The organism is Acinetobacter albensis (assembly GCF_900095025.1).
GTDB classification, from domain to species: domain Bacteria; phylum Pseudomonadota; class Gammaproteobacteria; order Pseudomonadales; family Moraxellaceae; genus Acinetobacter; species Acinetobacter albensis.
This window is the reverse complement of sequence record NZ_FMBK01000009.1, coordinates 142151-166920: the sequence shown is the minus strand read 5'-3', so window position 1 is coordinate 166920 and position 24770 is coordinate 142151. Positions and strand designations below refer to the sequence as shown.

The following is a 24770-nucleotide window of genomic DNA, read 5'->3' as shown; positions in this document are numbered from 1 at the left end:
TTGTAATTTTTACTGATCCTTTTTTAAGGATCAGTTTTTATATTTTTTGTTTTGGGTTGGGGTTATGTCAAATAAAAAAGTCATGAATATAAAGATAGATACTTTATCTGTATCTGCTTTTGCTTCTGCTTTGTTTTTTGCACAACAAAGTCATGCTGCAATGCCTGCCGCTGGACAAATGATTCAGAATATTGCTTATGCGAGTTATGAAGTCAGTGATTCAAACGATGGGCAATTGTTAAAGACGACCCAATCCAATGCAGTAAATATAGAAATTGCAAAATTTTATGGTCTTGAATTATTTCCAAGCCAACTTCAACAAGTAGAAGCAGGTTCTAAAGTTATTTGGTTAAATCAAGTAACTAATACCAGTAATACAGATGCATGGTTTGATTTTAAAACCAGCAATGTTAAAGATTTAACAAATATAAAAATTTATTTTGATATGAATCAGAATGGTGTTTTTGACATTTCTGATGTTTTACTAGAACAGGGTATATCTTTACAACCCAACCAAACTATACATTTATGGGTGGTTGCGGATACATCATCTCAAACAACTGACCAAGCTAAGCTTGAATTACCTTTAACGGCCGAAATTCGAGAAGAATCCCAAATACAGAAAACTGTAAAAGATCTTGTTCAGGTTTTTCAACCAAAATTAAAAATAGAAAAAGCAGTCGATCAAGACCTCATTACTAGTAACAACTTATCTCAAATATTAAATTATACTTTTACCGTGACCAACTCTAGTTCTTTAGCGATATCTCCTGCGAAAGTTACAGTAGATGGGCAGCAGGAATCTTGGGTCATTGTGGAAGACTTATTACCTGCGAACACAATCTTTGAAAATATTCAAATAATAGACCATTCTTCTTCAGCTGTGATTTTACATAGATTAAGTGAAGGTCAATATTCTACCCAACTACCGAGTGATAAAACTCAAATTGGTTATGCTGTAGTTGCTTATAAACAACCTTTTGCGGGCGGGCAAAAAAGTCATATTAAATTGACGGTAAAAACTCAACCAACTATTAGTTATAGTACTGTGATGAACGAAGCTTATGTATTACATCAAGCTGGTCAGACTGCGCAAAAGACCCTCTCTAATAAAGTACAAACCAAAGTAGTTGGTAAGCCAATTTTAAATAGTACCACGGAAAATTTTCAACAGAATTTATATACGGGTAAAGTGAATGAACCGGTATATATTAAAACGAATGCTGCTGTTTGTAATGCTCATCGTTTCAACAAAGAGCAAGTACGTGTAAAGATTATTTCAAAGTTAACGGGTGATATTGTTTATGTTTCCGCACTCGAAAGTGGTGAAAATACAGGTATATTTCAATTTAGTTTAGATACTGAAGAAAACTCAGTGAAAAACTTAAATGATAAGGTTTTGCAAACTTTAAAACGCGATCAGGTGACGATAAATTTAGTTGAATGTCTAGATGCACAGGGCCAAGCAACCACAGCTATTCCAGACATTGAAACACAAATATTAATCGATCCTTATGGTATTGTTTTTGATGCTAAAACACAAAAGCCAGTCTCAGGGGCAACGGTTATATTGGTGGATGAAAATGATCAACCTGTGGGCAACAATGTGGCTTTTGACATTGATCGTGTGACAGGTGAATTACGTTCAATTCCTGCGAAACAAGTAACTGGGATAACAGGAGAATTCATTTATCCTCAAGTTATTCAAGGTAATTATAAGCTCTTGGTTGATACTTCGACTATCTCTGCGAAGCAATATAATTTTGTCAGTGACCAAGTAATATATCCGATCAGTTCATTTAATAATCTGGCAGTAGATTCACAATATTCATATGGCGGTGTATTTACATTAGCCTCGAATAGTCCTGCTTTGAATATTGATATTCCGATTGACCCTATAAGCAGTCAGTCGGGTTTAATGGTTCAAAAAACCGCACGTGATAGCACCGTTGAATTAGGGGATTTTACCAACTACAGTATTACTGTGCTTAATCAAAGTGATGTATTGGTTCGAGATGTAAAATTACAGGATACTTTACCTAGGGGCTTTAGTTATGTGGCCAATACTATGCGGATTGATGGTAAGCCTGTCGCAGATCCTGAAGGTGGAAAAGGTCCTTATTTAACACTAGGCTTAGGTGATTTAGCAGTAAGTTCTAGTGCAAAAATTGAATATCGAGTTTTAGTTGGGCCAAATGCTTTAAATGGCGATGGTATTAATCGAGCAAAAGCAATCGATCAAACGGGTTTAAGTTCCAATGAAGCACAAGCAAAAGTAAAAGTGCGCCCTGGGGTATTTAGTTCTGATGCTTTTGTAGTCGGAAAGGTTTATACCGATTGTAATCGTAACGGTATGCAAGATAAAGGCGAACTTGGCGTGCCCGGTGTTCGTTTATACATGGAAGATGGAAGTTATGTCATTACTGATCGAGAAGGTAAGTATGATTTTTATGGGATTTCACCTAAAACGCATGTACTGAAATTAGACCGTACTACCTTACCTGCGGGTGTAGAATTAATTAGCCAGTCAAATCGAAATGCGGGTGATCCATCGAGTCGTTTTGTTGATGTAAAACGTGGTGAGTTACATCGTGCAGATTTTGCAATCGCAGATCAGGCTGGAGCATGTTCAGCACCTTTAAATGAGGTGGTAAAACAGCGTCAGGACAAAATTAATACTCAAAATCTGAACCTTGAAAAAGCAATTAATAAGCAACTTTCAATTGATGCACCTTCTTATCTTCAAACCAGTGTCCGATCAGAAAATACCAATGGCTGCTTAGCCAATGATAATGATCAGAATTGTCTACTGAATCAAAATAGTACAGACACTCTTAAACAGAAACAATTGCTCATTGATCCAGTCAAACCAACAGTATTGATAAATCTGGAAGACTACTTAAAACGTAGTGATAGTAATGCCTTAGAAATATTAAATTTAAAAGATGGACAAGTTTTACCCTTTGCTCAAACTAGTATTCAGGTTCAAGGTGCAGCAGGAGCGACACAACGAATCTGGGTCAATGATCAACCTGTAGATGAAAAACGCCGTGGTAAATTGGCAGTACTTGCCGAAGAAAAAAAGCAAGGTATTGAGTATGTAGGTATTGAGCTTAAAACAGGTAAAAATAACATTCGTGTTGAACAGCTAGATTTTGCAGGAAATGTAAGGGATAGCCAACAATTAGATATTATTGTTCCGGATGAAATTGATCAGCTTAAGGTTGAACAGAGTCTTGGCAAAGTTATGGCCAATGGGCGTGACATTTTACAATTGGTGGTTCAATTACAGGACAAACAAGGTATTAAAGTTGCTACACGCACTGCAGTCACTTTAGAAAGTGATTTGGGGATAATTGATCTTCAGGATTTGAATCCGAATGAACCCGGTATTCAAACGTTCATCGATGGTGGTGAAATGATTGTGCCAATCATTGCACCAAATGTACCGGGTCGTGGAAAGTTACGTGTAAGTAGTGGATTGTTAAAACAAGAAGTAAATATTCAATTTGAAGCTGACCTACGTCCATTAATTGCTGTTGGTTTAATTGAAGGAAGTATTAATTTTAATAATTTTGACAATAATAAGTTACATAGTGTTAATCGTAATGATGGTTTTGAAGATGAATTAAATCAAATTGCAAACTGGGGCGATAGTACTTCTTTAACTGGGCGTGCAGCTATGTTCCTTAAAGGTAAAGTCAAAGGTGATTATCTTTTGACTCTTGCTTATGATTCGAATAAAAGTGCTAAACAAAGACTATTTCGTGATATTCAACCCGATGAATATTATCCAGTTTATGGTGATGCTGCGGCCAAAGGATTTGATGCACAATCAACCAGTAAGTTATATGTTCGTTTAGATAAAGGTCGTTCTTATGCTGTGTATGGCGATTATATTACCCGTACAGAAAAGGATGAAGGTTTAGCATTAGGCCAATATAATCGTTCTTTGACAGGGATTAAAGTTGGGCATGAGGGAGATAAATTACAGGCTTCAGCATTTGCTGCCGAAACTAAATCTCGCCAAATTGTTACAGAAAATCGTGCCATGGGAATTACTGGGCCTTATAGTTTAGGTGCAATTTCAAATGATCAAATTTTAGAAAATAGTGAAAAAGTTGAAATTTTAACCCGTGATCGCAATAACCCTGGGTTAATTATTTCCAAGCAAGCACTCACACGTTTCTCAGATTATGAAATTGATACCTTCAGCAACAGCATTTATTTAAAACAAGCAGTATCAAGTGTTGATCCAGATCTTAATCCAAATTTTATTCGTATTACTGTAGAAGCAGATGAAATTGGTGAAGAATATCAGGTAGGGGGCTTAAGCTTTAGCTATGCCATGCAAAGCCATTTAAAAATTGGTGGATCTTTTGTCCAAAGTAATGACCCTTTACAAGAAGAACAAATTGCCAGCTTAAATACGGTCATAAAAGTGGGGCAATATGGCAAATTGATTGCAGAAGTAGCGCAGTCAAAAAATACCGATTCTACAGCAGACCAAATTACACAAATTAGTACTGACTCAAGCAGTCATAAAAATGAAGGCACAGCCGCACGTATTGAATTTGAATATGCACCTGCTTTTGCTAATGTACGTGCTTATCACCAACAAGCAGAAGAAGGTTTTCAAAATGATGCCGCTACAATTAGTGCAGGTCGTACAGAAAGTGGTCTAAAAGCCTCAGTACCGATTGCGAAAGTTGGTCTGGCGCGCGTTGAGGCCATTCGTACAGAAGATCAAAATAACGAGGGAGTACGTACGGGCTTTTCTGCAAGCCTTGAGCGTAATTTTTTCAAAATATTGGCAGTAGAGGTTGGGTTGCGTCATTATGATGAAACTATTGCAGCAGCAACTTTAGCAACTGAGAATGTAGGGCCTTATAACGGAACAACTGCTCGTATAAAGTTCACAGGGAATTTACCTTGGAAGGGTGCTAGCACATTTATTGAATATGAGCAGGATGTCGCTGATTCAGAAAAACAAGTTTTAGCATTAGGTGGTACTGTTAAAGTTTTACCAAATACTGAAGTTTATGCCCGACATGAAGTAATTTCGGCTATAGATGGTTTGTATTCAATGAATAATACACAAGAAACCAATAGCACGATTTTTGGTATTTCTAGTAATTACATGAAAGATGGTTCTGCATTTAGTGAGTATCGTGTTGCAGACGGTATGAGTAATCGTGAAGCAGAAGCAGCATTAGGTTTGCGTAATCGTTGGCAAATAAAACCACGCGTGTATTTAAATACGAGTTTCGAGCGTATTCAAAGCTTGTCTCAAAATACTGAAAATGTAAGCCAAGATTCAACTGCAGCAAGTCTAGGCATTGAATATCTTGTGCATGAAAATTGGAAAGCGATGACACGTTTAGAGGGTCGCCGTTCAGATACGTCAGACACTATGATCAATACTATTGGTTATGCTTATAAGTTGTCGGATGATGCCACTGTATTAACTAAAAACACACTCAATTTTATAGACAATAAAACACAAGATCAGGGTGATCATTTCCGTAACCGTTTTCAGTTAGGTCTTGCTTGGCGTGATTTTGATGAAACCAAACTGGATGTATTATCAAAAATAGAATATTACTATGAAAATAATGCAACCGATTTGGAAGCAGAATTTCAACGTGAGGCTTATGTAACCTCTATTCATACCAATTACCATCCTCAGCGTAAATTAACATTATCTGGTCAGTATGCTGCGAAATGGTCAAAATTGGATGAATATCAAATAAGCAGTGATGCATTAACCCAACTTTTAAGTGGTCGTGTGATTTATGACATAAATGAACGTTGGGATATGAGTGTTCAAGCAGGTTCTTTATGGGCAAATCGCGGAGCAGGTACACGCTATTTGATGGGAGCTGAGCTTGGGTATTTATTGGCGACTAATCTTTGGGTTTCAGCAGGTTACAATTTCCTAGGTTATCAAGATGATGAGTTGGCAAATACCAGCTCGACAGGTGAGGGTGCGTATTTAAGATTTAGATTTAAGTTTGATGAGGATCTGTTTGGTGGTCGTTCAGCAAAAACAAACTTTGCTTTAGAGCCAGAACAGGGACGATAGAATATGAGATTACGTACATTGTTAATCGCCAGTGTCTTCATGGTAAATACTGTGGTTTATGCCAATAGTGCTGAACAAGTAAGTTTACGCAAGCAGATACATATATTATCTGAAACATTAAATCATTCTTCATTTCCAGATCATTTAAGTCAATATCATGCCTACAAAGCGAAAATGTGGCTGAATTATGCAGAAAATGAAATATCTGAACACAGTTTATCTGGTGCTGGAAAAGAAGCGGTTCAATATGCGCAAGTGCTTGTAGATGGCTTACAGAATAATCAAAGTTTAAGTTTAACCACACCGATATTAAGTACGTCACAAGTGATGCGCCGTGATTTATGGGAACATATTGAATATTTAAAACAACATGGTGCAATTGAAAAAGCACCAGAAACTTTAGCCCATGCTGAAATTATGTTAGTTTGGGCGGCGGCTGAATATTGCGAGTTAGGTTGGCGCCATTCGAATGAATTGTTTAAATCTGCACAAAATTCTTTATATCAGGTGATGCAAGCGACAGGATTAACAAAAAAAAATGTTGAGTTAAAAAAACAATTACCATCATTATCACAGTTAAATCGACAAGGTTGTACGGGAGTAAATGCAGAATTTTGGCCTCTAATTAAAATTCAGCCAGATACACCTACTCAGCATTTAACGCTAAAAAATGTAGTACATTTTGCCTTTGATCAGGCTGAGTTAAGTTCAGAGAGTCAGAAAGTTTTGAAACAATTGATTCCTATATTAAAATTATATCCAGAAATGAATATTATGTTATTAGGCTATACAGATGATCGTGCAAGCCAGTTTTATAATTTACAACTTGCACAGCGTCGTATTCAATCTGTACAGCATTATCTGCTTGCGCAAGGAATTGCAAAAGAGCGAATTCAATCTGAAGCAAAAGGTGCGAAAGATTTGCAGACGGACATAAAACCCCAATTAGCATCTGCCAAAAGCCGCCGAGTCGTGTTGCAGCTAAGTGAGCTCGAGCAAATTCAAGTGACTTTAGAACCACAGTGGCAGGACTTACAGCCAGAATTTAGCCAGAAAAAACTGAAGGTGAACTAAAGTGATAAAACGATATTTAGGTCATATTCTGGCATCTTCAGTTTTATGGACAAGCGCTATATCTCCACTCTATGCGGCAGATACAGCAGCAGATACGGCAAAAGTCAAAATTCAGCGGAGTTTTGTCAATTTAGGTTTTAATCAACCGGCTCTTTCATCTAATAATACTACTGATCAATTTGCGGAAACAGCCGTTGAGGGCTGGTTAACAACGCATCCTAATCCTAAACTTATTGAGATTTGGCGTGGTAGAGGTGCTGCATCTACAAGTTATAGTAACTGGAGTACGATTAATAACTCTCCCAGTGCCAATCAGTATGCAGAGTTAAACGCAAGTGCTCAATCTGCTCTTTACCAAAATGTGTGTCTATTTAAAGATGAGGAATTTATCTGGAACTTTAGACATGCCGCACGTTCTAGTACAAATGAGCAGGCAACATTCTATATTGGAAAAGTTTCGGCCGATCGTTTCAGTTTTTCAAAAGATCAAACAATAGGAACCAGTCAGTCAGTTTCTAATCTATTTGAATGGAAATTTGCCAATCCCAATGGAAATAAGGCCAAGGTCAATGTACAGAGTGGTATCTATCAATTTATTTTTGATGCAACACGCTATGGGAGTAACGCAACTCTCGGAAATTTCATTGATGATATAAGTTTAAGCTTAAAGCCAGCAGTCGAGTTTAGTGCTGACTCTGGTCGTTTTTATGAAGGAAGTGAGACAACAGGTCAGAATTATTCAGTTCCATTTAATATTGTTGGACAAATTTTAAGTAGCGCTGATATGCCTACATTACAATTTAAAATTGAATACCCAACGGCTTATACACAAACAAAAGCTGTTTATGGCACTCACTATCGACTGTATAAGCGGATTGGTTCGAATCTAGTTGAGTTAAACTCATCCGATGGTTTAGTGACTTCAAATGCCAATAAAGTGACCTTTAATTACACTCCAGTCTACAACTCCAATTTGGACTATACCAAAGGAGTTCAAGTGAATGACTTGGTGATTAAAATTTTGGGTAATACTCAGACCAATGGGGATGTCACACTACCTTTTTCTTTTGCATTGGATGCCACTAGCAAAGCAATTGCAACCTCATTAAGTGCCTGTGGAAATGTAAGTGCAGATGTTACATTTGACTTAAAAATTCAAGAAGATGATATAGACTTATCAGTTGTTAAAACATTAACTCCAGAATCTGTCATTCAAAAAGACAGCTTAGTGTCTTATAAATTAGATGTTACGAATAATACTGCAGTACAAGCAGATGGTGTGGTATTACGCGATAATTTTAAAAATTTACTTAGAGTCACAACGGGGGCAGTTGCAAGTCAAACCGCTCTAGTATGTGAAGATTTAACAGATGGTACTAGTAAAGCTTGTCCTGCAATATGGACGGACACAAATGCACTTACTTCACTTTTTACTACGACTTCAGGAAGTGGCTTAAATTTAGGAAATATTCCAGCTTATGCTAAATACAGATTTACGATTAAAAACTTAAAGGTAACAGATACAGACACTAGCATTACAGGATATGTAGAAAATACAGCTATTATTGAATCTACAAAAATGTATGACCTAGATTCTACAAACAATACGTCAACTGTAAAAACGCTTATCGCGACTAAAAGTGATTTATCTAATAATACAACAAGTGCACCTACATCCGATGCCGCCGCAACGGGTGTAGGTATGTTTGTCATTGGAAAAGAGGGTAGAACAGGTACTACGCCGTTGTGGACACAAAAAGCAATTGCAAATACAAAAGTCTATTTTCCTCTAAACATTCAGAATTATGCCAATTTAGCCCAAGACTACCAATTATATGCATCAAGTACAGCAGTTTCGCCAACGTTAAGTTCAGGAGATTATTCAACATTAGTAAAAAGTGGAATTAATCCATTTAGTTCTGGATTAAAAGTTGAATTTTTTGCTCTAGGCAATGCTCAGTGTAAAGTGGGTACATCTGGTGGCCAGCAAATTACACAACTCACTGTGCCTGCCAATACTACTGGAGAAGTCTGTGCTGTGGCTACATTATATGGATCAGCAAATGCAAAACAAGATATTTGGTTTGCAATTGAATCCATGCAGTCTGGTTTAGGGGATGTAATTCGTAATGCTATAACATCTGATCATTTACAACAGCGGTTACTTGAGCTGCTTAATGACCAAACAGCACAGGTCAATGCTGGAGGAACATATGTTTTCTCGCATCGATTACTCAATCGAGGTGTTATAAGCGAACAAAATATAAACTTTAAACTGATACCATTTACTAATGATGGTTTTCTTTATACCTTGTTTGAAGATGTCAATAAAAACGGCATATTAGATGCAGTAGATCGTATGATCTCAAATCAAGCTTTTTCTATTGCAGCAAGTGCAGAACTGGCTTTACTGATTAAAGTTCAAGCACCAGCAATCGCTACTAATGGTATGAGTAGTCAAGTTAAATTAGAAGCAGTACCAGATAATAATGGTCAAAGCATTATTTTGGCAAGTTTAAGTAATACAGATAATATTATTGTCAGTTCAAATCAACTGCACATTCAAAAGATGCAGTACAAGCAAGCCAATTGCACTGCAATGGATAACTCAGCAGTCAAAAATGCAGTTTATTCAATCCAAAACGTAACACTTAAATTGAATGATTGCCTGATCTATAGAATTACAGTGAAAAATATAGGTGATTCTGAGCTGAAAAATGTTTCAGTCAATGACATGTATCCTGCTTATACCATTCCATGGAAACCGAATGCTGTGTTGCCTATGACCAGTACAGGGGACAATGTGCAAGATGATGGGGCAAAAGTAAAAACTATTTTGCCTAGTCTATTGCCTCAAGCAGAGAAATCACTTTATTTTGGGATTAAGATGCAGTAGCCCATAATCAAAAAGGTGGCTTATGAGCCACCTTTTTTATGTTTGAAACTTAAAGTAGAGATTACGCTATTTTTGTTATTCGACAATAATAGAAACCATCACCTTGACCAGCGTGTGGCAACAATTGACGACCATGAATTTGTTCAATGCCCCAATCAGCCTCAATTTTTTGTTCCTGAGCATCGGCATGTTGGGCAAAGAAATCGACCATTTGCTGCTCATTTTCAGCTTTTAAAATTGAGCACGTCACGTAAAGCAGAGTGCCACCCACTTTGAGTTGTTGCCACATATTATCCAAAATTTGTTTTTGCAACTGAACCGTTTTGGCAATATCACCCGACTGACGCAGTAAACGAATATCTGGATGGCGACGGATCACACCAATGGCGGAACAAGGGGCATCCAAGACAATGCAATCTGCAAGTTCAGATGAACTCCATTTCACCGCATCTGCTGTGACAATTTCCACATGTTTACCATCGAGTACGAGACGTTCCAAATTTTCAGACACACGTTTTAAGCGTTTTTCATCTTGGTCGAGTGCAATCAATTTTTTGGGTTGATATCTTTCTAAAATATGTGCAGTTTTACCGCCTGGGGCTGCACAGGCATCAATCACAAACTTGCCATTCAGATTAGGCAATAAAGTTGCGCAAAGCTGAGCATGCTCATCTTGTACCGAAAAACCGCCCGCTTCAAAACCGGGAAGGCTTGGAATATGCAGACTTTCATCCATCACAATGCCGACCTCAGAAATGTCGCAACGATGTGCGTCGATGCCTTCATCTTCTAAAATGTCGAGATATTCATCTCGGCTGACTTGACGGGTATTTACGCGCAAAGTGAGTGGCGCCACTTGTTTAAGTTCATAACTTAAAGCATCAAAGTTTTCGCCCCAATCCTTTTTTAAGCGTTTTGATAACCAACTTGGTAAATTTGAGGCTTGTTCAAGCACATCATAGAACTGCTCAGTTTCACGTGTTGCGCGGCGCAAAATGGCATTGACCACACCACTTAAGCTTTCCATGCCCAATTGTTTTGCGGCTTCAACTGTTTCAGAAATAGCGGCATGAGCGGCAACACGAGTACATAATAATTGGTATAAACCAACGTATAAACAAGTTTCAACCACTTGATTTTCCAGTGGTTTAGCCAGTAAAGGTAAGGTTAGTTGTTTAAGCGCATGCCATTGGCGTAAACAACCCAGCACTAATTCATGATACAACGCACGGTCTTTATCAGAAACAATAGACATATGCTGCTGAAGAACTGATGCCAGAGATTGACCATTTTGGACAGCCAATAACGTTTTCACAACCTGAGCACGTAAGTTGAGGTTTTTACCTGAGGCGTGGGGAGATTGCTTCATTATAAAATTTGTCCAATAGTCAATTTTTGGGTTTGTAAAATTTGTACAGCATTCAGTGGTTTGCCACCTGGCCATTGTAATGCAGTTAGTATAATGATGCTTTGATTTGCACAGGCCACATGTACTCCATGTTGATCAATCGCGATAATTTCACCAATTTGAGCATTTGCTGCTATTTGATTGGATAACTCAGAATTCCAAACTCTTAAATTATTTTGCGCATCGAGAACAATAAAAGCCACTGGCCAAGGATTAAACGCACGAATATTACGGTCTATTTGCATGGCCTCGATAGACCAGTCAATTTGAGCTTCGGCTTTAGATAATTTATGTGCATAAACAGTCAGGGTTTCATCTTGAACTTCACGTTTTGCCAAATAATTGAGCAGCGTTTGTTCAGACTCTAAAACGGTCACAATTGCGCTTGCACCTTGAAGGGCTAATTTGTTATGTAAGCGTGCAGAAGTATCATTTGCTTCAATCGGACACCGGGTTTTATACATCATGTCGCCTGTATCTAAACCTGCAGCCATCTTCATAATGGTTACACCCGTTTCGATATCACCTGTAGCAATCGCGCGTTGGATGGGCGCCGCGCCGCGCCAGCGTGGAAGCAGTGAACCATGAATATTTAAACAGCCATATTGAGGCGTATCTAAAATCACTTGCGGTAAAATTAAACCATAAGCTGCAACGACCATCACATCTGCAGCAAGGGCTGCCAATTCTTGTTGTGCTGCAACCCCTTCCTCAGTCGAGGATTTAAAATGTAAGGGTTGATAAACTGCAATATTGTTCGCTAAAGCCAACTGTTTAACCGCGGATGCGTGAAGTTTTTGCCCCCGACCTGCTTTGCGGTCAGGTTGAGTATATACCGCTACAATTTCATGTTCAGTTTTTAACAGCGCCTCTAAAGCAACTGCAGCAAATTCAGGCGTGCCTGCAAAGATGATTTTCAAAAATGAAATTCCAAATAAACTTAAGTTATTATAAGCCAAAAGTACACAGAGACCTACGATGCTGTAAGCAAACTGATAAGCAACTGAAATTAAAAAAGGATTGGATTTTTAAGGAATTTTTTATAGAGATTAATTTCTAAAATAATAAAATAAAGTAATGCAAAATTAAAAAATTATTCATGAAAGTTTTGTATTTAATTTGATGGGATAGCGTTATATTAGTTCCCAATTTCATTTTTTATGACACCAGTCGAAATCTGAATAGACCTTACTGAGCTGATTAGACAACGCATCTGATTCAATACCCAAGCCCGAGTAAGATGAATTATTTTCGACTGCTTTAGTCTTATCTATCCGTCATATTCAGCCAGAATGAATCCTAGAATTCATTTCAAGCACATACTTTGTTGGAAATACACAATGCCTGACTATCGTTCAAAAACATCGACACACGGAAGAAATATGGCTGGTGCACGCGGCCTATGGCGTGCAACAGGAATGAAAGATGAAGATTTTGGTAAGCCCATTATTGCCGTGGTCAATTCATTTACACAGTTCGTACCCGGTCATGTGCATTTAAAAGACTTGGGTCAACTGGTCGCAAGACAAATTGAAGCATCAGGCGGTGTAGCTAAAGAATTTAATACGATTGCGGTCGATGATGGGATTGCAATGGGTCATGACGGGATGCTGTATTCATTGCCTTCACGTGACCTGATTGCTGACTCGGTTGAATACATGGTGAATGCGCATTGTGCTGATGCGATGGTGTGCATTTCTAACTGTGACAAAATTACCCCAGGCATGTTAATGACCGCTATGCGCCTAAACATTCCCGTGGTGTTTGTTTCTGGCGGCCCAATGGAAGCAGGTAAAGTCAAAATCCGAGGCAATGAAAAAGCCATCGATTTGGTTGATGCTATGATTGTGGCGGCAGATGATAGTTTTAGCGATGAAGAAGTGGCTGAATATGAGCGTTCAGCCTGCCCAACCTGTGGTTCATGTTCAGGTATGTTTACTGCAAATTCAATGAACTGTTTGACTGAAGCTTTAGGCTTATCACTGCCAGGCAATGGTTCGACTTTGGCAACGCATGCTAACCGTAAGAAATTGTTTGAGCGTGCGGGACAATTGATTGTTGAACTTACAAAACGTCATTATGAACAAAACGATTACAGCGTTTTACCACGTTCAATTGCCACCAAAGCCGCCTTTGAAAATGCCATGACTTTGGATATTTCAATGGGTGGTTCAACCAATACTGTTTTACATTTATTGGCAGCTGCACATGAAGCAGAAGTTGATTTCACCATGACTGATATTGACCGTCTGTCTCGTCAAGTACCAGTATTGTGTAAAGTTGCACCTGCAAAACAAGATGTACATATGGAAGATATCCACCGTGCTGGGGGAATTATGTCCATTTTAGGTGAGCTTGATCGTGCAGGCTTGCTCGATACTTCTGTACCGACCGTACATGAAAAAACACTCAAAGATGCCTTAGATAAATGGGATATCATCCGCACGGAAGATGAAGAAGTTTATCAATTTTTCCGTTCAGCACCCGGCGGTGTACCCACCCAGACAGCTTTCTCACAAGACCGTTACTATGCCCGTCTAGATGGCGATCGTGATAATGGCGTGATTCGTAATTTCGCCAATGCCTTTTCGCAAGATGGCGGTTTGGCTGTACTTTACGGCAACATCGCTCTCGAAGGTTGTATTGTAAAAACTGCGGGTGTGGATGATTCTATTTTAAAATTCAACGGCACAGCACGTGTATTTGAAAGCCAAGATGCTGCGGTAGAGAGTATTTTGGGTGGTGGTATTCAAGCGGGTGATGTGGTAGTGATTCGTTATGAAGGTCCACGCGGCGGGCCAGGCATGCAAGAAATGCTCTATCCAACCAGTTACTTAAAATCGAAAGGTTTAGGTAAAGATTGTGCATTACTCACCGATGGTCGTTTCTCAGGCGGTTCATCAGGCTTATCGATTGGTCATGTATCACCAGAAGCTGCGGAAGGTGGTGCAATTGGTTTGGTTGAAGATGGAGATCTCATCGAAATTGATATTCCGAACCGTACTATTCATTTGGCGGTTGATGAAGCAACGATGGCAGCACGTCGTGCAGTGCAAGAAGCCAAAGGTTGGCAGCCTGCGGAAGTACGTCCACGTAAGGTTTCTAAAGCCTTAAAAGCCTATGCCATGCACACCACCAGTGCTTCAAAAGGTGCGGTACGTGAACTTTAATGTATCTTTTCTTTGATAGATAAAAAAAGCACTCCATTTGGGGTGCTTTTTTAATATTTTTAGAAAATATCACGATCACATCGTGCTTTGAAATTTTAAAATGGCAATGCGTAGATGATCTTTGACTTTTGAGAGAGCAAAAGTAACACAAATCTTTCGTTGCCCTCATGCAGCGTCCTTGCTGCATGAGGGCAACAGCGACATCCATATCGCTAGATCATGTGATTAAATTTCAGTGAAATAGGTCTAAAAGATAAATTTACTTAAGCTGCGTTAGACGTTTACATATCAACTGCTTTCTATACAATCAAAATATGAATAAATTGCCAAGATGTAGGGTTTAAATCCTCATCATCGCCAAGGAAGAAAATAATGAGTAAAGACAATATCCGCGAACATTCAGCGCCTGTTTATGAAGGCATAGAAAATGCTCCAGCACGTTCTATGATGCGCGCCACTGGCTTTAAAGATGCTGATTTTGAACGCGCCTTTATTGGCATTGCTTCGACATGGGCCAATGTCACGCCTTGCAATATGCATATTGATGGCTTGGCACGTGAAACTGAGAAAGGCGTGAATGCAGCAGGCGGTAAAGGCATTATCTTTAACACCATTACCATTTCTGATGGAATTTCCAATGGCACAGAGGGCATGAAATATTCACTGGTGTCACGTGAAATCATTGCTGATTCCATTGAAGCCGTGGTGGGCTGTCAGGCTTATGATGGGGTGATTGCGATTGGCGGTTGTGATAAAAACATGCCGGGTTGCATTATGGGCTTGGCACGTTTAAACCGTCCGGGTTTATTTATTTATGGTGGAACCATTAAACCGGGCGCAGGCCATACCGATATGATCTCTGTGTTTGAAGCTGTTGGTCAGCATGCCAAAGGTGAAATCAGCGCCATTCAAGTCAAGCAAATTGAAGAAGTGGCATTACCGGGTCCTGGGTCTTGTGGGGGAATGTATACTGCAAATTCAATGGCATCTGCGATAGAAGCACTTGGTATGAGCTTACCAGGTTCATCGGCGCAAGAAGCGGTGTCTGACGAGAAGTTACTCGATTGTAATCGTGCGGGTGAAGCAGTCATGAATTTGTTACGTTTGGATATCAAACCACGCGACATTATGACCAAAGCGGCTTTTGAGAACTCGATTAAAGTGCTGATTGCACTGGGTGGTTCGACCAATGGTGTACTGCATATGCTCGCGATGGCGCATACCGCAGGCGTTGAACTGTCATTGGATGATTTTGTGCGAATTGGTCAGGACATTCCCGTGGTGGCAGATGTGCGCCCATCGGGTCAATATCTCATGTCAGAATTGATTGCTATTGGAGGGATTCAACCGCTCATGAAACGTATGTTAAATGCGGGTATGTTGGATGGTTCATGTTTAACCGTGACTGGTAAAACGCTGGCAGAAAACTTGGCCGATGTGGAAGATTACCCTGAAGGGCAGCAGATTATTTTGCCGTTTAATGCCCCGATTAAAAAAGATTCGCATCTGGTGATATTAAAAGGCAATTTATCCCCTACAGGTGCTGTCGCTAAAATTACCGGTAAAGAAGGTTTGTATTTTGAAGGTCCAGCTCGTGTATTTGAAGGCGAAATTGGTGCCATGCGTGGGATATTGGATGGAGAAGTACAAGAAGGTGATGTCGTTGTGATTCGCGGTGAAGGTCCGAAAGGCGGGCCAGGTATGCCAGAAATGCTGAAACCCACTTCTGCTATTATTGGGAAGGGTTTGGGTAAATCGGTCGCATTGTTAACAGATGGCCGTTTCTCTGGCGGTAGTCATGGTTTTGTGATTGGTCATGTCACCCCAGAAGCTTATGAAGGCGGGCCAATTGGTTTAGTGAAAAATGGCGATAAAATTTCCATTAATGCCGAAACCCGCGAAATGACCTTACATATTTCTGATCAAGATATGGCTGCACGTAAAGCGGCTTGGATCAAACCACAGCCTAATTATCGCTATGGCGCATTGGCAAAGTTTGCTAAATTGACCACAGGGGCCGAAAAAGGGGCGGTTACAGACCTAAATTTAGATGTATAATTGATCATTCTCTAACAAATTGTTATAAACCCTTGTAGCACTACAAGGGTTTTTTTCGAGGCCAATCTCATGTCACTGTTACGCCGTTGGTTTGACCCCCTTCGATCGCGTTGGTTTTATCAAAAACCGAGTCGTCAAGCGGTACTATCTACGGAACAGGGTTTAAGTATTCATTTACGTTTAGATGATGTCTACAGCTATTTGGCAGCACAGCAGTTACCCGAGCTTGAAGAAATTTTAAGTGATGAACTGAAACCATTAAAAGTGATTATTTCAAGCCAAACAGCCGAACCGCCAAATCATATGACTGCGCTTGAGTGGCAACATTATTGTTTAAATGATGCAAAAATTTTATCCAAACAGCACCGCTTTAGCTTTCATGAAACGCCAGAACAACCGCCCTTAGAAGCGATACAACAAGCTGAAATTGTTTTGCGTCATACCCCTTTGCGTGGGCAAGATTTTTTGTATTTGTTAGAAGACGTGTTTCATATGCTGTGGCAAAAGCAGTATGGCAAATTACGGACTTTACACGCCATGGCCAGTCGGCATCATCATGTGCAAAATTTTCCAGAACGTATTTTTAATGATGACGCGATATTGGCGAGCTATTTTGAATTTGGCGAGCGTAAGTATCAGGCTGTTGATGACTTATTACGTTTGACCCGCCGTTTAAAACAGCAAAAATTACTGACCGGAAATCCGATTTTTTTAATTAATCATATTGATTGGCGCGAGCATCTAATCAGTGATGCCGAAGAACTCAATAAAATCCAAGCGCTTGATCCAGAGCTAGATTTATATATTGCACTTGAAGACCCCGTTTCATGGTTGCTGCTGGCTTATATTAAAGAAGAGCTGGCGAATTATTATAATATTCAGCTGAATGTTTATCCTTTGTCCTACCAAGGACGTGATCTTTTTGATTGGGGCTTGGCGACACGGTTGTCAAAACGGACACAGGTCAAATTTACCCCATTCTGCCGCCCTACCCAGCAGGCGACTCATGCAATGGCGACCTTGTTTTACAGCGTGCCGAAAGCACAACGAATTGAGACTATGCATGACATTTTGCAGGCTGTTTGGACGCAAGGAAAGGATCTTTCCTTTCAATCACATTTTAATCAAATCAAACAAAATTTAAATATTGATACATTAATGACTGAAGATATTGCTGCCAAACTCAAACAAAATGACATACTTTGTGAAATGAAATCACAACCTGATTTTCCCGTGCTTGAGCTTCGGATTGATGGTCAAAGTTATGTCTTCAATAGCTTGTATCGAGTTTGGATGATTGAAAGTATTTTTTCTAATGTGTTAGAAGAACAATATAAAAGTGAAAATGATGATAACCACAATGAACAAAGAAAAATGTGAGTCTTTAGAGCAAGCACGTGAAAAGATTGATGCGATTGATACTGCACTGATTGAAATGATCGCAACACGTCAATTTTACGTCGATCAGGCAGTGCGTTTTAAGAAAAGTATACAAGATGTACAATCTCCAGAGCGTGTTGAGCAAATCATTCAAAAAGTTCGTGCACAAGCGGTTGAATTAGGTATAGATCCAGATTTGGTCGAACAATTATACCGTGCAATGATTCAGCAGTTTATTCAACGTGAATTAAAAGAAATTAGACCTTAATACGTATTGATCAGGCACTCAAAATTATAAAAAACACTTTAAAAATATCTGATTAAAAGAGATTAAAAAGCGCCTCATCATTTTATTCTTTCGCCGATGTGCGCAGTAAGTGTTTCCATTTAAATGAAACCATTTTTGAGAAAAAGCATAAATCACTTTTTTAAAACTAGCCTCAATTTTTGATTGAGGCTCAATCCGGAAAACAATGATTTTATAATCTGCCTACTTGACCTAGCATGAGTTTCACGGTTGAACGAGTGTAGTCGATGATTGGTTTTATAATAGGCGTATTTGCGCTGGCAGGGATGATTAAAGGTACGATTGGACTGGGTCTGCCTGCAGTCTCTATGGGCTTGTTGACCATTTTTATCACGCCATTTCAAGCAGCCACCTTACTCATAGTACCTTCAATGGTGACCAATATTTGGCAACTCTTTGCCGAAGGACATGTGCTGAAATTAGTGCGTCGTTTTTGGCCGTTATTATTGGGGATTATTGTTGGTTCGGTCTGGAGTATTTTTCCAACTTTGGCTCATGGTGAATTTAAAAGTGAAGCATTACTGGGTGCTATGCTTGCACTCTATGGACTCTACGGTTTATTCGCTCAAAATATGCCAAATTTGGGCGCCTATGAAAAATGGTTATCGCCCATAGTGGGATATTTAGGGGGTGCTTTAACCGTTGCAACAGGCGTGGTGGTGATTCCAGTGGTGCCTTTCTTACAATCATTACATCTAAAACGTGATGAATTGGTACAATCCTTAGGTTTGGCTTTTACTGTTTCAACGCTGTGTCTGGCGGTATTTCTACAGCAAAATCCAATTGGAAATATTTCTGTTGACTATAAAATGTCATTGATTGCCTTATTCCCAGCCCTGCTTGGGATGTGGCTTGGAACTAAAATTCGTTATCGTATTTCTGAACAAAAATTTCGCAAAGTTTTCTTTTTCGGTCTGGTTGTTTTCGGCAGTTATATGTTAATCCATCAGTTTGGGATCATTTAAAGCTTAAATTGAGCAAGTGCGCTTAAATTCAAAATGATAATTTAGACTTTTTTGAAAGTAAGAACTGACTAAAATGCTGATAAGAAACGGGCAAATCATTAAAATTTTTGGCTGCCAATAACAGCTTACGGTTTGCCCATGCACCTGTTAATTCAATATGGTGCAAGGGATAATCAGAACTCAAACGTGTAGCTGCGCGTTTGGGCATAATCGCAATACCAACACCATTGGCGACGACTTGGGCAATGGCTGCAAAATTGGGTAAACGTAAACGGTAATTAATATTGCAACCTAATATTTTGGCTTGAGTTTCAATTGATTGTTGTAAAGAGTGATATTGCATTAAACCGACAAATGGATAATGCAAAATATCGACCAATTGCAGTGCAGACTGATGTTTAAGTTCATGATCGATTGGACTAATCAGCACCAAAGGGTCATCTAAAAAAGGCAAAGTGTGTAAATGATCAGAATTAAAAAAACTTGAAATCATGCCCAGTTGTGCTGTGCCTTTGTCTAAAGCCTGAATAATGTCATTGCTTTCTGCTTCTTTTAAATCTATCTGTACGTGAGGGTTTTCAAGTAAATATTGAGGCAATAAAAAAGGTAGATATTCACTTTGTGCAGATGAATTGCACCACAGTATTATCTTTGAATGCAGTCCTTTTTGATAAACTGCCATCACCTGTTGCAATTGATGCCCTTGTTGAATTAAAGCTAAAGCGTGTTCTGCAAAAGTTTGTCCTGCAATACTCAGTTTAACCCCAGAAGAATGACGGATAAATAAAGTCACGGCAAACTGATGTTCGAGTTTCTTGATTCGTTCACTGGCAGCCTGTAAAGAAATGGCAGAGCGTTCAGCACCTTTGGTCAAACTGCCAGTATCGACAATATTTAAGAACAGTTGCAGATCAAAAAAGTCGAGACGCATGGAAGATATCATTGCCATAAAATGTCTTTCATCATACTAAAATTTTTTAAATATAAGCCAAAAAAAAGCAGCCAGTCGGCTGCTTAAAAATGACGTTTATATTTATGATGGATCGGCCAGACTAAAGAACCAATTAAGAATGAGCGCAGCAAAAGTTGCAGTGCCAATTCCTCCCAAATTAAAGCCTCCAAATTGCAAAGCAAAGTCACCTGTACCTAAAATAATGGTTACCGCAGCCACCATTAAATTTTTATTTTTTGAAAAATCGACTTTATTTTCGATCCAAATTTTTGCTCCCGCAATGGTAATTAAGCCAAACACCACAATCGATGCACCGGTTAAAATTGCAGTGGGAATGGTGTGGATAATCGCGCCAAACTTAGGCGACAAACCCAGAAAAATTGCGAAGACACCCGCAAAGACAAAAATAATTGTAGAGTAGACGCGTGTTACTGCCATGACACCAATATTTTCACCATAGGTGGTCATGCCTGGTGCACCGACACCACCGGATAAAGTCGTGGCAATACCATCAGCAACAAAAGCTTTACCAATCTGTGGATCCAAATTTTCACCTGTCATGGCACTGACTGCTTTGATATGACCCAAATTTTCTGCCACTAAAATGAGCGCAATCGGTGCAATAATTAACATGGCATTAAAATCAAATACAGGCGAATGAAAAGTCGGTAAGCCTAACCAAGCAGCTTGTTGAATGGGGGTGAAATTAATTGCCGTTCCATAACCCATCACATTTGAAACGATGTAATAGATGAGATAAGCCAATAATAGGCCCACCAATAACAACAGTCGTTGCAGTAAACCTTTGGTAAAGACCGCAATCGAACCCATACACATCACTGTAACCAGTGACATCCACATATTAAAGTTATTGCCAGCGACTCCTTTGACGGTGACAGGGGCAAGATTTAAACCAATAATCATCACCACTGCGCCAGTGACGACTGGCGGCATGAGTTTTTCAATCCAGTTTGTCCCTGTTGCCATGACAATAAAACCAAAGATGGCATACAGCACACCACAAGCCATAATACCGCCTGCTGCCAAAGCCAGATTGGCATTCGGCGCACCTGTACCAGAAGCTGCGTAACCTGTGGCTGCAATCACCACACCAATAAAGGCAAAACTTGAACCTAAATAACTCGGAACACGACCACCTGTGATCAGGAAAAATAAAATGGTACAAATCCCTGACATTAAAATAGCCAGATTGGGATCGAAACCCATTAAGAAAGGGGCAAGGACGGTTGCACCAAACATGGCAAATGCATGTTGTATCCCCAAAACCACACTTTGGGCAGGCGGAAGATATTCGTTTGTACCTACAGGGCGTGCGTCAATACTGCCTTCATAGGGGCGCCATTTCGGAAACCAACTGGACATAAAATGAGCACTCAAATCGTAAATTGTGCACATCATACTCCTGTTTTTAGAGAATTTAATCTAGATCAATTTAATTTTATTCAAATTAATAGTATGAATTTATTTATTATTTTACCAATTGGTAAAAATTTAATGATTTAAAATGAATGTGAAATCAGCCTATTAATGTAAAGTTAAATCAGGTTTAGCATTCATAACCATTTTTTATTTTACTGATAAATAATAGTCTATTGAGCTTACGAGTTTGAACAAAAAAAGAGCATATTCACATATGCTCTTTTGAACGAAAATTCAAAAACTAACCCGTATTACGAAGCCCCGCCGCGATGCCGGCAATACTGACCATTAAGGCATGATCGACAGGGGTATGCTCTGCCTGACATTCTGCCAAATAGCGCCGACGACGTTTCATCAGTTCAGCTTGTAATAAATGCAGCGGCAACAAGTAGGGTTTACGCACTTTCATGGACTGATCCAAGACCTCATTGCTGCTGAGCAATTGCGATTCACCTTTTAAAACCAATAAGGTTTGCACGGCATCTTTTAAGCGTTGACGCAGTTGTTCACCCAATATTTTTAAATCTTCATCATCAGTTAAATGTGATTCGTAATATAAGGCCACATGACTATCTGATTTTGAGAGTACCATTTCCAACATATCAATTAAGGTTTGGAAATAGGGCCATTGTTGTAACATTTCATCCAGTAAAGGCTTTTGTCCTTGATCCAGCATTTGATTAATTGCCGCTCCAGTCCCGAGCCATGCAGGTAGCATTAAACGAATTTGTGTCCAAGCAAATACCCAAGGAATTGCACGTAAAGACTCAATCCCACCGCTCACTTTACGTTTTGCGGGACGTGAACCTAACGGTAACATTTGTAATTCAAGTTCAGGCGTGACGGTACGTAAATATTTCACAAAATGTGGATTTTCACGCACGGTTTGACGATACACCTGTACTGATAAATCGGTCATGCTGTGCATCAGCTGACGCCATTCCTCTTTTGGTACAGGTGGCGGCAACAAGGTCGCCTCTAAAGTGGCTGCGGTATAAATTTCTAAGTTTTGCAGTGCAATACCTTCAAGTCCGAACTTAAAGCGAATCATTTCGCCTTGTTCAGTCACTCGAATAGCACCCGAAATAGAACCTGGGGGTTGCGAGAATAAAGCCTGTTGGGTGGGTGCACCACCACGGCTAATTGAACCACCACGACCATGAAACAACGTCAATTGCACCGCGTGTTTTTTTGCCACAGTAGTCAGTTCTTCCTGTGCACGATATTGCGCCCAGTTGGCCGACATAAAGCCTGCATCTTTTGCCGAGTCAGAATAACCAATCATCACTTCATGTTTAGCCTGAATATGCTGTTTATACCAATGCATATTGAACAAGGTATTCATGGTGTCAGCTGCACCATCTAAATCTTTCAGGGTTTCAAATAATGGAACCACACGCAAAGCATGTTGAATGCCTGCTTCTTTTTGCAACAGTAAAACAGCCAGAACGTCACTTGGATACTCCGCCATGGAAATAATATAGGCCCCCAAGCTTTCTTTCGGCTGTTCGGCCAAAGTACGCATGGTCGCGAACACTTCTTGTACATCGGGATGTTCAATCAGACTTTGTTTTGGTTCATTCAAATGTTTCGGTAGTAATGGACGTTTGCTTTGTAGTTCCTGCAATAAGAAGTTTTGGCGTGCTTGTTCAGTCCATGTTTCAAAGTTGCCTAAGCCTAAATATTCAGTGATCGCGGAAATGGCTTGGCGATGACGACCCGATTCCTGACGAATATCCAGTTTGAGCAATTCAATCCCAAAGCAATTGACCCGATGGATGAAATCGAGCAGTTTGCCATTTGCAATGTCGGTTAAATGACAAGCGATGAGCGAGCGATAACACAACAACAAAGGCTGTAATAATTCATCTTTGCTTTTGATGACCGCACTGTCATCGGCATCGAGCCCTTGTAGTTTTTGGGTTAGCCAATGTCGTGTGGCTTTTAAACGCTCACGAGTATCACGTAAATATTCACGATAAGGTTCAGCATGTGCATGTCCAAGCGCATCCGTCAGTTCTTGACTACAATTTTGAATCGACAATTCCCAGCGTAAATCTTCGATATCACGTAAGTACAAATCTGCTGCTTTCCACCGTGACAACCACAGTACTTCTTGAGTAATACTATGGGTGACATTGGGATTGCCATCACGGTCACCGCCCATCCATGAGGCAAAACGTACTGGCGCAATGCTTAAGGGTAACCGCTGACCACAATGATCTTCGACCATTTCATTGAGTTCGCGGATGAATTTGGGTACGGCATTCCACAGCGTTTGTTCTATAGTGGTAAAGCCCCATTTGGCTTCATCGACAGGCGTTGGGCGATGTTGACGAATCTCGTCCGTTTGCCAAGCGGAACAAACCAGTTGTTTTAATTCTTGCAAAATTGTTTTGCGTTCACGCGGTGTCAGTTTTTGTTGATCGGCTTTAAATAGACAGTCATTAATATCATCATATTTTTGAATTAAGGTACGACGGCTGACTTCGGTTGGATGTGCAGTCAGAACCAGCTCAATATTCAGTTCACAAATTTGCTGGAATAAGGTATTGGCTGAAATATCATGGTCTTTAAATTTTTGAAAAAGATGATCGAGTGGATTAGGGGACGGTCCCTGTTCATCAAACTCGCTTTTGCGACGATTACGTACCACATTATACTGTTCAGCAATGTTGGCAAAGTTCAGAAAATGGGTAAATGCACGCGTTAATGGCAGAATTTCATCATCTTCAAGGGTTAAAAATAATTGTTCAAGTTGTTTTTCTGCTTCGATTTGACCATCGCGCGCGCCTTTAGAAAGGGCACGAATCTGTTCAACCTGATTAAACAAATCTTGTCCTGCATGCTCCTTTAGGGTTTCACCCAATAAGTTTCCGAGTAGACGCACGTCTTCACGCAGTGGAGCATCAATTTGTTGAATCATTTTTTTACTCTCCCATTCTTGTTATTTCGACTATATCGCGAAATACCTACATTCCTAGTAGGGGCATACAAAAGTATGTAAAGTTTTGCCGAATTAAACAGCAATCATA

Annotated in this window: 14 protein-coding genes; 9 read left to right on the top strand and 5 right to left on the bottom strand. The window is 39.6% G+C overall.

Going from position 1 to position 24770, the window contains the following annotated elements:
• Positions 1-64 precede the first annotated feature (64 nt).
• Genes GA0116959_RS09260 through GA0116959_RS09250 form a run of 3 tightly spaced genes read left to right on the top strand, consistent with a single transcriptional unit; the run spans position 65 to position 10055 of the window.
• Positions 65-6085, top strand: coding sequence for an SdrD B-like domain-containing protein (locus GA0116959_RS09260; RefSeq protein WP_092720452.1), 6021 nt, complete (start codon positions 65-67; stop codon positions 6083-6085).
• Between the two features lie 3 nt (positions 6086-6088).
• The gene (locus tag GA0116959_RS09255; protein WP_092720450.1) at positions 6089-7159 is read left to right on the top strand and encodes an OmpA family protein; all 1071 of its coding nucleotides are present in this window, start codon (positions 6089-6091) and stop codon (positions 7157-7159) included.
• A 1-nt stretch (position 7160) separates the two neighbouring features.
• Positions 7161-10055 carry a DUF11 domain-containing protein gene (locus tag GA0116959_RS09250; protein WP_092720447.1) on the top strand — a complete coding sequence of 965 codons (2895 nt, stop codon included), beginning with the start codon at positions 7161-7163 and terminating at the stop codon, positions 10053-10055.
• Positions 10056-10116: 61 nt separating this feature from the next.
• Here the strand turns inward: GA0116959_RS09250 and rsmB are convergent, their stop codons facing one another.
• Both rsmB and fmt read right to left on the bottom strand, forming a co-directional pair.
• Positions 10117-11424 (bottom strand): 16S rRNA (cytosine(967)-C(5))-methyltransferase RsmB, encoded by a 1308-nt coding sequence (gene rsmB, locus GA0116959_RS09245; protein ID WP_092720445.1) that lies wholly within the window; start codon positions 11422-11424, stop codon positions 10117-10119.
• The gene (gene fmt, locus GA0116959_RS09240; RefSeq protein ID WP_092720442.1) at positions 11424-12383 is read right to left on the bottom strand and encodes a methionyl-tRNA formyltransferase; all 960 of its coding nucleotides are present in this window, start codon (positions 12381-12383) and stop codon (positions 11424-11426) included. The genes rsmB and fmt overlap by 1 nt, the downstream gene beginning before the upstream one ends.
• Positions 12384-12803: 420 nt before the next feature.
• Between fmt and ilvD (GA0116959_RS09235) the strand changes: the two genes are divergently transcribed.
• The 5 genes from ilvD (GA0116959_RS09235) (at position 12804) to GA0116959_RS09215 (ending at position 19343) form a co-directional block, all read left to right on the top strand.
• The gene (gene ilvD, locus GA0116959_RS09235; RefSeq protein ID WP_092720440.1) at positions 12804-14633 is read left to right on the top strand and encodes a dihydroxy-acid dehydratase; all 1830 of its coding nucleotides are present in this window, start codon (positions 12804-12806) and stop codon (positions 14631-14633) included.
• Positions 14634-15005: 372 nt separating this feature from the next.
• Positions 15006-16691 (top strand): dihydroxy-acid dehydratase, encoded by a 1686-nt coding sequence (gene ilvD, locus GA0116959_RS09230; RefSeq protein WP_053579133.1) that lies wholly within the window; start codon positions 15006-15008, stop codon positions 16689-16691.
• Between the two features lie 69 nt (positions 16692-16760).
• Positions 16761-18071 carry a hypothetical protein gene (locus GA0116959_RS09225; RefSeq protein ID WP_092720438.1) on the top strand — a complete coding sequence of 437 codons (1311 nt, stop codon included), beginning with the start codon at positions 16761-16763 and terminating at the stop codon, positions 18069-18071.
• Positions 18052-18339 (top strand): chorismate mutase, encoded by a 288-nt coding sequence (locus GA0116959_RS09220; protein WP_092720436.1) that lies wholly within the window; start codon positions 18052-18054, stop codon positions 18337-18339. The genes GA0116959_RS09225 and GA0116959_RS09220 overlap by 20 nt, the downstream gene beginning before the upstream one ends.
• A 266-nt stretch (positions 18340-18605) precedes the next feature.
• Positions 18606-19343, top strand: coding sequence for a sulfite exporter TauE/SafE family protein (locus GA0116959_RS09215; protein ID WP_092720435.1), 738 nt, complete (start codon positions 18606-18608; stop codon positions 19341-19343).
• 28 nt (positions 19344-19371) lie between these two features.
• On the opposite strand, the gene GA0116959_RS09210 is transcribed toward GA0116959_RS09215, so the two are convergent.
• Positions 19372-20274 carry a LysR family transcriptional regulator gene (locus GA0116959_RS09210; protein ID WP_092720433.1) on the bottom strand — a complete coding sequence of 301 codons (903 nt, stop codon included), beginning with the start codon at positions 20272-20274 and terminating at the stop codon, positions 19372-19374.
• A gap of 102 nt (positions 20275-20376) precedes the next feature.
• Positions 20377-21678: a solute carrier family 23 protein gene (locus tag GA0116959_RS09205; RefSeq protein ID WP_053579128.1), complete on the bottom strand. Its 1302-nt coding sequence runs from the start codon at positions 21676-21678 to the stop codon at positions 20377-20379.
• 3 nt (positions 21679-21681) lie between these two features.
• Here GA0116959_RS09205 and GA0116959_RS14265 point away from each other — a divergent pair, with 3 nt between their 5' ends.
• Positions 21682-21819: a hypothetical protein gene (locus GA0116959_RS14265; protein WP_171256897.1), complete on the top strand. Its 138-nt coding sequence runs from the start codon at positions 21682-21684 to the stop codon at positions 21817-21819.
• Between the two features lie 157 nt (positions 21820-21976).
• On the opposite strand, the gene ppc is transcribed toward GA0116959_RS14265, so the two are convergent.
• Positions 21977-24661 carry a phosphoenolpyruvate carboxylase gene (gene ppc, locus GA0116959_RS09200; protein ID WP_092720432.1) on the bottom strand — a complete coding sequence of 895 codons (2685 nt, stop codon included), beginning with the start codon at positions 24659-24661 and terminating at the stop codon, positions 21977-21979.
• Between the last annotated feature and the right edge of the window lie 109 nt (positions 24662-24770).